The 10,451-nt window shown below is 61.2% G+C and carries 17 protein-coding genes; all 17 read right to left on the reverse strand.

Features of this window, described 5'->3' with window-relative positions:
* Positions 1 to 112: 112 nt before the first annotated feature.
* The gene (locus tag B2Z70_RS09390) at positions 113 to 1,189 is read right to left on the reverse strand and encodes a tyrosine-type recombinase/integrase (protein WP_292982742.1); all 1,077 of its coding nucleotides are present in this window, start codon (positions 1,187 to 1,189) and stop codon (positions 113 to 115) included.
* Positions 1,186 to 1,458, reverse strand: a complete 273-nt coding sequence (locus B2Z70_RS09395) for a helix-turn-helix transcriptional regulator (RefSeq protein WP_292982744.1) — start codon at positions 1,456 to 1,458, stop codon at positions 1,186 to 1,188. Before B2Z70_RS09395 ends, B2Z70_RS09390 begins: the two co-directional genes overlap by 4 nt.
* On the reverse strand, positions 1,455 to 1,712 hold the full coding sequence (locus B2Z70_RS09400) for a hypothetical protein (protein WP_292982746.1): 258 nt from the start codon (positions 1,710 to 1,712) through the stop codon (positions 1,455 to 1,457). The genes B2Z70_RS09395 and B2Z70_RS09400 overlap by 4 nt, the downstream gene beginning before the upstream one ends.
* 183 nt (positions 1,713 to 1,895) lie before the next feature.
* Positions 1,896 to 2,084, reverse strand: a complete 189-nt coding sequence (locus tag B2Z70_RS09405; protein WP_292982748.1) for a hypothetical protein — start codon at positions 2,082 to 2,084, stop codon at positions 1,896 to 1,898.
* A complete protein-coding gene (locus tag B2Z70_RS09410) occupies positions 2,084 to 3,091 on the reverse strand; it encodes a hypothetical protein (RefSeq protein ID WP_292982750.1) in 1,008 nt (335 codons plus the stop codon). Before B2Z70_RS09410 ends, B2Z70_RS09405 begins: the two co-directional genes overlap by 1 nt.
* Positions 3,084 to 3,524, reverse strand: a complete 441-nt coding sequence (locus tag B2Z70_RS09415) for a hypothetical protein (protein ID WP_292982752.1) — start codon at positions 3,522 to 3,524, stop codon at positions 3,084 to 3,086. The genes B2Z70_RS09410 and B2Z70_RS09415 overlap by 8 nt, the downstream gene beginning before the upstream one ends.
* 2 nt (positions 3,525 to 3,526) lie before the next feature.
* Positions 3,527 to 3,727: a hypothetical protein gene (locus B2Z70_RS09420; protein ID WP_292982754.1), complete on the reverse strand. Its 201-nt coding sequence runs from the start codon at positions 3,725 to 3,727 to the stop codon at positions 3,527 to 3,529.
* On the reverse strand, positions 3,724 to 5,457 hold the full coding sequence (locus tag B2Z70_RS09425; RefSeq protein WP_292982756.1) for a DNA cytosine methyltransferase: 1,734 nt from the start codon (positions 5,455 to 5,457) through the stop codon (positions 3,724 to 3,726). The genes B2Z70_RS09420 and B2Z70_RS09425 overlap by 4 nt, the downstream gene beginning before the upstream one ends.
* Positions 5,457 to 5,741, reverse strand: coding sequence for a DUF2312 domain-containing protein (locus tag B2Z70_RS09430; protein WP_292982758.1), 285 nt, complete (start codon positions 5,739 to 5,741; stop codon positions 5,457 to 5,459). Before B2Z70_RS09430 ends, B2Z70_RS09425 begins: the two co-directional genes overlap by 1 nt.
* 26 nt (positions 5,742 to 5,767) lie before the next feature.
* Positions 5,768 to 6,685, reverse strand: a complete 918-nt coding sequence (locus tag B2Z70_RS09435) for a 3'-5' exonuclease (RefSeq protein WP_292982760.1) — start codon at positions 6,683 to 6,685, stop codon at positions 5,768 to 5,770.
* On the reverse strand, positions 6,682 to 6,807 hold the full coding sequence (locus tag B2Z70_RS09440; protein ID WP_292982762.1) for a hypothetical protein: 126 nt from the start codon (positions 6,805 to 6,807) through the stop codon (positions 6,682 to 6,684). The genes B2Z70_RS09435 and B2Z70_RS09440 overlap by 4 nt, the downstream gene beginning before the upstream one ends.
* Positions 6,804 to 7,439, reverse strand: a complete 636-nt coding sequence (locus B2Z70_RS09445; protein ID WP_292982764.1) for a hypothetical protein — start codon at positions 7,437 to 7,439, stop codon at positions 6,804 to 6,806. Before B2Z70_RS09445 ends, B2Z70_RS09440 begins: the two co-directional genes overlap by 4 nt.
* Before the next feature lie 298 nt (positions 7,440 to 7,737).
* Entirely contained in the window at positions 7,738 to 8,067 is a 330-nt protein-coding gene (locus B2Z70_RS09450) for a hypothetical protein (RefSeq protein WP_292982766.1), read from the reverse strand.
* A gap of 236 nt (positions 8,068 to 8,303) precedes the next feature.
* Complete coding sequence (locus B2Z70_RS09455; protein ID WP_292982768.1) at positions 8,304 to 8,939, reverse strand: hypothetical protein; 636 nt, start codon at positions 8,937 to 8,939, stop codon at positions 8,304 to 8,306.
* A 147-nt stretch (positions 8,940 to 9,086) separates the two neighbouring features.
* The gene (locus B2Z70_RS09460) at positions 9,087 to 9,503 is read right to left on the reverse strand and encodes a hypothetical protein (RefSeq protein WP_292982770.1); all 417 of its coding nucleotides are present in this window, start codon (positions 9,501 to 9,503) and stop codon (positions 9,087 to 9,089) included.
* Positions 9,500 to 9,901 carry a helix-turn-helix domain-containing protein gene (locus B2Z70_RS09465; RefSeq protein ID WP_292982772.1) on the reverse strand — a complete coding sequence of 134 codons (402 nt, stop codon included), beginning with the start codon at positions 9,899 to 9,901 and terminating at the stop codon, positions 9,500 to 9,502. Before B2Z70_RS09465 ends, B2Z70_RS09460 begins: the two co-directional genes overlap by 4 nt.
* 7 nt (positions 9,902 to 9,908) lie before the next feature.
* Positions 9,909 to 10,451: hypothetical protein (locus B2Z70_RS09470; RefSeq protein ID WP_292982774.1), on the reverse strand; the 543-nt coding region annotated here is incomplete at its 5' end.

Raw genomic sequence — 10,451 nt, forward strand, 5'->3', positions numbered from 1 at the left:
GGGAGATCTGGCGCCGGCTGAGGGTCCATATCTCCGCTCTTTCCTCAATAATTTCAGTGCACAGGTGTCCCACGCAAAGCGCTTTAGCGCGTTATATATTTCAATACGTTATTTACAGAGTGTCCCACGCCGCGGCGATTTTATCCAGTCCGGTGATGGCCTCTTTCGCCATCCGCCAGCGCTCCGCATCCCGCGTGTAAATCTCTGAAGTCTGCGCCTCGGCGTGCCCGTGGATGGCCATGATCTGATATTGTGTTGCACCATCTTCGGCCAACAGCTTGCCAAACCCCTTGCGGACGCCGTGTGCGGTGCGGTTCTCAAGCCCGGCCTGACGGCACCATTTGCTGAACCGCTGGCTTAGCGCATCTGCGCTCGAATAGGGCTTCCCGTAAGCGTTGAGCAGATAGGTCTTGCCCTGGACCTTGGCCGCGCGTGTGGCGCGATAGAGCGGTTCGAGCATCGGTATCTGAACAAAGCTCGCGCCCTTCTTCGGCGGTTGCCAGCCCAGCCCGCGTATCCCGTCGCGCATGAACTCATGCTCGCGTCCGAGTATTGCCGCATCACTTATCCGCCCGGCGGTGAACATCAGGATCGTCAGGGCAAGGTGCGCCGTGGTGCCCGGCGGGTGGAAAGCGCGGTACTTCTTCAGATCATTCACGGACCATGCGACAGCCCCGCCCTTGCTGCGGTGGATCTTCTTTATCCCGGCGACCGGGTTCTCGGTGCAGAAGTCCTTGTCGATCGCCCATGTGTACATGGTGCTCAGGTGCTTCATCAGATCGTCAGCCGCCGCCGGCGTCTCTGCTTTCTCATCGCGCAAGGTGATGATCTGACTGCGCGGCATCATCATGTCATAGGCGCCGAAGCGCGCCTTGACAGGTTTCAGGGCTCCACGCTTCTTTTTAAGGGTGAGGGGCGCCATAAGCCCGGCTTTGACGGCGCGCTCGCAATCGTCCAGATACAGATCAATCAGCCATTCCAGGGAGTATTTGATAACCCGCGGCGCTTCATCGGGCGGCGGCAGTTGAATGCCCGCGCGCCCGGCCTCATAGCGCTCCTGGAATTCCTTATGGTCCGGCGTGACGTGGAGATTAATGCGCCGCGCCTTGTCGCCCTCGGGGCGCACCCGATAGCGGATATTGCCCGACTTCATCCGTTCTTTGATTAGGCCGGGGTATTCAAGTTTCATCGGGCATCCACGGGCCAAGGCATGGGTTTCTGTTTGTCGGCGGGTTTCGGATCATCGACAGGACCAGAACGCCCCGTCAAGCGGTCAAAGTGCAGCTTCAGCTCATCCCCGCGCCAGATCACCACGCCACCTATGCGATGCGGCTCCGGCATATCCCCCGCCTTGACCATCTGGTCAAACTTGGAAGCGGACACGCCGATGAATGCGGCCGCCTCTGGGCGCCGGAATCCCAGCTTGGTCATGTTCAGGATGACCGGGGCGGTGGTCATGACTGTTCCTCAATGGCTTGGTTCGCCTGCTCAAGGCGATCTGAAACCGTGGCGAGTTCGTCTTTCAGCTCTGCATTCTCTTCTCTCAGAGAGCGTATGGTGCCGCACTTGGCCTCAACGCGCGCATAGAACTTGTCCATGTCGCCACGAATAAGCGCATCGCGTGTCGGGCAAAGATGGAGCGGGGCGGCGTTGAACCACAGGCGAAGGTCTTCAAGCAGCGTATCCAGCTCTTCTAGTTCTGCATCAGTCATGACGCGCTCCACCACGAAAGCTCAAAACCCAAAAAGTAAAAGCACCATACGCCCGGCGCGACTTGCCCCGCTTTAGGCCTCACAAACACACACCCCTTGTGCCACGCCACCAGCCAATGCCGCGCTCGATATCTAATTCCGATGTGGCGGTTGCACCGGAAGCCCAAGTGCTCTTGTTCTGCATCAGTCATGGGTAGGCTCCTTGCGCTCACCCAGTCCGCCGCAATGGCGACAAGGCTTGCTCATCACGTCGTCACCAAGCACAGCATCAACGATCAGGGATGCGCCGGCGCTGAAAATCGCATTCACGATCTTTTCTCCAGCGGGCTCTTTTCCAGTGCCGTTACAAGGCCTGCATTTGCGCCAGCGCATCACTCACCTCCATTAGTGAGGGAGCGTGCGACGGGAAGCGCAGAGCCTTTGGGTTTTGCGGCCTGCTTGGCCCGGATTTTCGCCATGATCTCGGGTGCGCTGATACGGGCAAGCTCGCGCTCTCCGTCAGCGTGCATGTTCATGCCATGCGCCAAGCAGTGGGCGGCTAGCGTGACCATGACGCCGCCGACTTCCTGCGAGGGCTCGCCCGGTTCGCGATCAAAGACATAATCAACAAGCGCGTGAGCGCGGTCACGGTCGTATCCGCACGCTTGCGTCAGCTCCAACGCCTCTTCAATGAAGCGGTCGTTTCGTTCGAGCTTGTCGGCAGCAATGTCTTCGCCAAAGCAGGACAGCACCCACGGACGCACCCGGTCCTGAAACACCTCTTTTTCAGTACGAGAGGAGAGAGCGGCGGTGAGGGGCAACCATCCGACAGCCCTCCGCCCTTCGTGATCGCTTACAAAGCAGTCCCAGGCTTCTCCGCTATACCGCCACGCGATACCCGGCCCACGCCAGCAAGACGCAATAGCCCCGTCCTCGCGGAAGATGAGAACGCCTTCTGTTTTTTGGGGTGCTTCATCCATGGGAAGCAGGCCCGTCACCACACAGGAAGGCTCTACAGCAGAGGTGATGCGCTTGGCGAAGTCGGCCTGACAGGCTGCCTTGGCGGCTTCCGGCGAAGTGAAAGGGCCTTGATCCGGCAAATCGCCTTCGTCTGGATCATCCAGCCATGCAGACCAAACCTGAGCGCCGTCTTTGGTGTAGGGCGTGATGTTGTAGCAGAATTCGTCAAAGCCCGGCATGAAGCCAAACTCCGCCCCTAGGTCGGGGTCTATGCGCCAACTCAGCTCCTTCACCACCACACCAGCTCCGCGCTTAAGCGCTGACATGATGTCTTCGTGCCCGCTGTTTACGGCGCATTCGAACACCTCGGGATCGGCAAGCACTTTCGCGCCGCCCTGAGCGACCTCAACGAGGATCTCACGGAGCTTCGCGCTATCCATTGGAGGGTTCCTGAGGCTCGATCAGGCCGATCTTGTCGTCAAGGGAGCCGCCCGCTGCGACGTGCGCCTCCGCAGCGGCCTTGGCCGTCTCAGGCGTGTAATACGTCACGTCCCCAGAAGCGTTTCGCTCATAGAAACCCTCGGGGTCTGCCAGCATGTCACGCCAAGATGAGGTGTCCTTTTCACAGAGGGTTACGCCACCTTCGGTGTCATAGCTGTATGGTTCATCATCGAAGATGGGCTTGCCGCAGGCCTCGCAAGTATGAAATTCGCTTGCCATCTCATCTTCGAGGTCAAGCATCTTGCCGCGCGCGGCCTGATAGGCGGCATGCTCTGGAGTTGCTTTCAGCGCGCTATCTGCAGCATCGCAATCCTGCTTCGCTTGGACATAAGCCGCTTTCATTGCGGCCCCGGTCTTCACTGTCTCACTCATGTTCAGCCTTTCATGTCTTGCTGCGCGCGCTGGGCTGCGGCGTTCAGAACGTCTTGCAGATGCCTCGCGCGGTGGATCACGCACCCGCCCTGGATGGGGCAGGGATGGTCACAGCTTCCCTCGGCGGCGTGTTCGAGCACGTCCGCCAGCCAATCCACTTCGGAGGCGTCCAGGTGCAGGGTGAGGTCAGAGGGTGCGGTCATTCTGCAGCGACCGCGAACAGCGGCCCCTCCTCAAACCGGGTTTCAGGCTGGATCTCGCGCGGTTGGAAGTTCGCCTTCACCAGCGCAGCGGCAAGCGGCGGGCAGACCGAATTGCCAGCGCATCGCGTCTGCGTGGATTTCGTGAAGGGGCGGCCCGTGGCGTCCTGATCAATGATGTAATCAGCCGGGAAGCCCTGGGCGCTGAACAGCTCGCGTGGGGTCAGCATGCGCATGCCGATGTCCACAATCACATAGGGTTCACCTTCGAGCTGGATGGTCACCAGCCCGAAGCGGTCCTTTGTCGTGACGGTGTGGGTCGGCTCGTCAACGGCCTGCCCATCGCCAGTCCCGTAGTACTTTCCAATGAACGCCGCCACGAGGCCGGCATGGACTGCATTCGCTGTGATCGTGCTCACGGGTTCGTCCGCGCCCCGCGCGCTGCGCTTGGAGCCCTTCATGTTGATCATGTGGACGCCAGCGACGGCCTGTTGACTGCCGGTCGTGGTCACGGTGCTGAGCGGTACGCGTGCGTCCCGCCCCGCTGCGCTTTCCATGTTCGGCCCCGCGTTGTGCTGGGCCAGGAACGCGGCGCACACACCGAGCGGAGATGCGCCGCCCGGGCGCTTGATGTAGCTGTTCGCCGTGACGGTCGGGCAGGGCGCCTCAACCGGCGCGCCCGCACTGTCTGCCCGGAACTTCATCAGCGCCGGAGCGATGATCTGGTTCTGGTCTTTCAACGAAGCCGTGATGGTGTGCATGGGCGCGTCCGCATCGCGGTTTGCACCGCCTTGCTGGGCATGGCTGATCACGGGGCTGATCAGAGCGTGCTGAATGCCTGCGCCCGTGACAGTGCCTATGGGATCACCAAGCGGGTATTCGCGCCGCCCTCCACTGTAGCCATGAGCGACCGAGATGATGAAAGGATTGGCGCTCTTCAGGACATAACGATCCACGCCGCGCGCGATCCGCGCCATTGTGTTTTCGGCCAACGGCCTCACCACGCGGATGCCCGTCTCCTCGAAATAGGCTTGGGCCTGCTCCTTCGTCATGAAGATCGAGGGCATGGGCAGGGACCAGTCGATGATGTCCGCCGCGGTGCGCCACGGCAGCTTCCGGCCCGCGATCACTTCGGGATCATCAGGGGCCCCATGGGTCGGCTCTGGCCAGACGATGGGTTCACCATCACGGCGAGCGATCACGAACAGCCGCCTGCGGATCGTAGGGGCGCCAAAGTCACTGGCGCGAAGGACACGCCATTGCACTTGGTATCCAGCCCGCTTGAGTTTGAGCACCCATGCCTTGAAGGTTTCGCCTCGGCGCACCTGACAGGGTTTATCTTCTTCGGTCAGCGGGCCCCAGTCCTCGAACTCCTCGACGTTCTCCAAGGCGATGACGCGCGGCTTTGCCCGTTCCGCGAAGTTGCAGACGGTCCAGGCGAGGCCGCGAATGTTTTTGCTGACTGGCTTGCCGCCCTTCGCCTTCGAGAAGTGCTTGCAGTCCGGGCTAGCCCAGAGAAGGCCGATCGCGCCGTATTTGCGGCGCAGATCATCCGGGTCCACCTGATAGATGTTCTCGTTCAGATGGACGGTATCAGGGTGGTTAGCCGCGTGCATCCGGATGGCGTCTTTGTCGTGGTTGATCGCCACGTCAGGGTGACGTCCAAGGGCCATGAAGATGCCCGTGGACGCGCCGCCGCCCCCTGCGAAGCTGTCGATGATGGCTTCCTGCATCAGTGCTCCCCCACGGCGCCCAGATACAGCTCAAGCAGGGCTTCCATTTCCTGCCGTTCGTGGGCGTCCTGCTTGCGCAGGGAGATCACCTTGCGCAGCACGGTGGTGTCGTAGCCGTTGGACTTGGCCTCGGAGTAGACCTCCTTGATGTCGGCGGCGACCTGGGCCTTGTCTTCTTCAAGGCGCTCGATGCGCGCCACCAGGGCGCGGAGCTGATCGCGGGCGGCTGCGCCGATGGCGTCGGATTCGTCTTTCTCAGGCGCGGATGCTGCAAAGTCGGCCATGGGGTGTTCCTTCTGGTGGGGTAGGGTTATGCGCTGGGTGCGCCGGGTTCATCTCTTGCCGTGCGGGGCTGTGCCCCGCGGGCGATCTGGTAAACGGACGGATCGCAGGGATCGGCGTGGCGGCGGGTCAGCTCCTTGCTGGCCGCGGCGCGCCACTGCCCGGCATCACGGCCGGTGTAGTTGCCGGCGATCCACGCCACGTAGTGGGTGGGCACGCCCTGTTCGTCAGACAGCGCCCGACCCCGGTGCTTGCCAAAAGGCAGGGGGGTGGATCCGGTGATGTCGGCGGGTTTGTGTGCGGCCTCGCGCGCCTGCGCGGTGATGGCGGCCAGCTCTTCGGGCGCCGCAAGTCGGGTGAGGCGTTCGGTCAGCCAGGCCACATTCCAGGCATCCAGCCCCGCGCCCGGCCCGATGGCGGCGCGGGTGGCGGCGTTGTCCGGCCGGGGGAGGTCCAGCCCTTGCACGAGCGCATCGAGACTGAAGTGCTGCTGCTCGGGCATCAGCAACCGCGCACAGGCGAGGGTGCAGATCATGCGATCCTTGCTGACAGGCAGATGCATCAGCGCGAAGTCGGCATTGTGCGCCGCGATCCACGGCGCAGGCCGGCCCAGCCGGGACCAGACCGATGTGAAGGAGGGCTGGCCCTGCACCATCTTGTCGGTCACGCCATGGACTTCAGTGGCCGCCGGAGCGATGGCCATGCCGGGATCAACCAGGGCGCTCTGCACATCGGTGACGCGCGGCGCGGAATCTTCGCGCGCCTTCAGTACGAGCTCGAGCGTGGCCACGCCGAGTTCACACACCCGGTCAGACGGCGCCAGCCCGGTGGTATGGACCGCATAGGCGGCCATCTGCACGCCGCGCTCGACAGACGGCAGGGGGCGTCGATGGCGGCGGGTGCGCTTGTCCAGTACCCGGCGCTTGAGGCGGGCGTCATCGCTCATGGCTTGATCCCGGTGAAATGGAGCACCACGCCCGCCGCCGCGCAGATGAGCGCGAAGGCGATGTATTCCCACGCGGTGTAGGTGAGCCAGCGCGGGCGGCGATGGAACAGGGGGCGGGTCATGCGGCTTGCTCCGAAGAGGCCGCCTTGTCGGTGTGAAAGATCGCCATCGCCTCATCTTCAGAGATGACCCGCAAGCCTTCCATCGGCTTCCAGTCGATGGCGCCGGGCGTGGTGATGATGTCGTCCGGGTTTTCCTTGAGGTGGTCCGCCGCAGCAGATGCCGCATCAACCATCTTCATCAGGATGCGGCCCTCTGCAGCGCCCCAGAAGGGAGTGACGCCGCCATTGAAGGCCATGGACAGCGGCCCGATCGCGCCGCCGCCTTTTATGCTCCCGCCTCTCTCGTATTGCAGGGTGTCGATCACGCCCAAGCGCCGGGCCAGCACTTCACCACCGGGCAATGCCGGGATGGCGGCCATCTCCTTCATGAGCGCCTTGGCCGAAGCCCGCGGGAACTGACAGCCCTTCTTGTCGGGATTGGTCCAGAGCTTCCGGTCCAGATCGGCGTGAAAGATGCCGATGCGGGATGAGTGACCTTGCTTCAGGGCAGCAGAGTCCGCATGGGGCGCCTGTCGCTTAACCCATTCAAACTGCGCCTTGCGTGCGGCGTTGAACTCGGCGCGGAAGGTTTCGCAAATCGAGCGGGCCGGATCGGCATCAGCGACGGCGAAGAGGCAGTGCTTGTCAGTCATATCCAGTCTCCGAGAGAAAGGGGCCGGGCGAGCGGCAAAAGAGGACTCGCCCGGCCAGTGTTCCGGCGCTCACACAGGGGAGGAGACGACGCCGGCGAAAGGGCTAGCGACCGGGGCAGCTTTCAGGCTGGGGGGAGCGTTGAGCGAAACCCCGGTCGCGGTGGTGCTGGCGCTTGAGGACGCCAGCGAAACGGTCAGGCGATGGCGCACGCGGCGCACACGATCACCACGCCGAAGAAGGCGAAAACGGCGCAGGCGCTGAGTGCGTCACTGGCAAGGTCAAGAAGAAAGCGGCGCATCACGCGGCCCCCTGCTGATCAAGGGACAGGGCGGCGCGTGCCTCGTTACGCATGGCCTCGCCCTCGGTGAAGCGACGGCGCGCTTCCGCGAATGCGGCCTCGATCGCGGAGAGGGGGCAGGCGCCCCAGACCTGTAGGCGCTTTGGCGTGAGATCGATCTGGCCGCCTGGCGCGCGGAAATTGATCAGCACCTGCCAGGGCGCACCCAGATCCTCATTGCAGACCATCTTCAGTTCGGGCTCGAAACAGGGGCCAATCGCGTTCTGCACCGCGTGCTTGAGCGATTTCAGCCGCTCCATGATCTGGGCGTTCTCGCCAATGTTCAGCATGTCGCTTCCCCATCAGAGCCGGTGTGCGCTGGGCGTCCGGCGTGGTGTTTGATGGGGTAACGATACAAAACGTCTCGCACTAATGCAAGACAAAACGTCTCGTATTGGGGTGTCGACCCGATACGCTTTGTATTGAACGACTTAGAAGGGCTTGATCTTGGATAACGCTTGTTGAGGGAATAAAAAAACGCCCCACCGAGCGGCAGGGCGTTAATCTGAGCATTTTGGACTTTGTGTTAGCGCGTCATAGAGGCTGCGCGTAGCTCGCTATTGTCCAGCAAGCGTTCAAGGCTCTGCTCCATCAGGTCTTCTGTCGTTGAGGAGATCGCGCGAGCAATCGCCTCAGATCCAGCACCGCACCCACCCTGATCTGCTTCAGCTGAGCGTTGGCTGCCCTCTGAGAAGCCAGCAATGCGCTCGCCATTCTGATCGCGAACATCAACTCCGATACGCATTGAGGCGGTTGACCGCGCTTTCGCCGTCCAGAAGCCCGTGAGCCATTGCAAGTCTGCATCCATGCGATCGACAGTAACCGTGATGGTGCCCATAAGTTCGTCGGCCTGCGCTTGCGCCCCTGTCAGCATTCGGTCAGCGGGGCGCACTTCCTGAAATGCGGTCTCCATGCTGGCGAGAACGGACTCCTCGAACGCAGATTGAGCGTCCACAGTGTAAGACCAACCAGAGCACGTAAATTCACTGGAATCGTAAGTGTTCGGCATTGCATCGGCTTCGACGATCACCGCCCAACGACCTGGGATTTCGTCCCGGTTCGCAGCATAGGTCGTTACGGCTGGCGCCACTTCCATGACGGCTGACGATGCGCAACCGGTTACCGCGAGCGCGGCAATCGACACGAGTAAATAGTGTTTCATTTCGCTCCCCCTTTAGGATGGGGAGTACTGTAATCGCTCGCCTATATGGTGCAAGGAGCAAAGATTACCGGCCAAGGCTGGCCATGTGCATGTGGAGCAGGGGGCGGAGTAGGGGCAAAAGAAAACCCCGCCGAGGCGGGGTTTTTGTCAGTCGTGCTGGTCGGTCACCGGCTCATCCTTGAGCACAATCCTGGTTCGCCCGATCTCCGTTTCCTCGGCATCGCCCACCTTCATCGTGAAGTAGATTTCATCGGGGCCCTCGGCCCGAACGCCAAAGGCCGGCAGCAACAGGTCACCGGAAACAGGGCCTTCGCCCGGAGTTTCGAACGCATCAGCCCTCAGGCGCGCAATCGGTTGTTCCCGTGAGGCCTGATGGACGGTGATCGTGAACTCCATCGGCTGCCGAACTTCAGCCCGCAGCTTGATGTAGGCCTCGATGTTGAACGGGGCAGGCGGATGATCCAGAACGATATCGCCTGTGTAAACGCCAACGAAGATGAACTTCCCATTATCCTCGCGACGTATGGAATCGGCCAAGATCACGTATTCAGCGGATATGGTCATGCCTGAACCAGTTGAGACGGTTTGAACTCAATTTGGGTCTTGTTGCGCGTTGGGGCAGGCGCATTTTGCCGACTATTGAATTGAACCCGGGCCTCAGACACTCCTTCGGAAGGGAGCGGCACTGTTGCGCGCTCGGAGAAGTAAAGTCTTTCGTTGCAGCCGATTCTTTCTGCCGGATCATAGATGTCGATCTTCACGCCGCGGCCAAGCGCCCACGCCATATCGGCAATGGTTTCGAGTGTCAGGTTTGAACCTGAGCGCAGACGCCGGTTGACGACTGATCTGTTCACGCCCAGCAGCGCGGCGATGTCTTCCTGGGTTTCCCCGTGGTTCTGCCTGCGCTCGGCAAAGGCCTCCCGAAGCTGGCTCGCGACCGAGCTTGTCAGGCCAAGAAACATTCCGCGTCTATTCGACCGGTTTTTGCGTAAGGACTTCACGGACATCCCCCTTTATCACGGCATCATCCAAGCCATGACGCTTTCTAAAATTTGCGACCCTAGTTACGTGGTCCTGATGCAAGTCAGCATTCTGTTTGAGGTCTGTTTTCAAGGCGCCCGTTACGAGCACGAAGATGTCAGGCTTACAGAACCAGCCGAACAGGCGAACACCTTCCGCCGACACCTTCCAGACACTCTGATACGTGGGATCCACAGAAAAAATCCCATGGCGGTGGAGCGGGTTTTCGCACACCAAGTCAGCAAGCCGGATCTCGATGTGTTCTGCTAAAGACAACCCATGCTGATAGTGTGTTCTTGCTTCAAGGCGTTCCTCATCCTCAACCCATTCCTCGAACTCAGGCGCATAGTAAAGCGGCCTCACCTGCTCGCGGGTTTCATCGCCCGCAACCCGATATTCCAGCAGAGCGCCGCTAAGAATGGCTCTGTCTATTGTTGACATATAAGGTAACAACCGTGTCGTAAATAGGGCGTGGATGAAATGCGCGTGATG

It is taken from the genome of Oceanicaulis sp. UBA6590 (assembly GCF_002433705.1).
Classification (GTDB): domain Bacteria; phylum Pseudomonadota; class Alphaproteobacteria; order Caulobacterales; family Maricaulaceae; genus Oceanicaulis.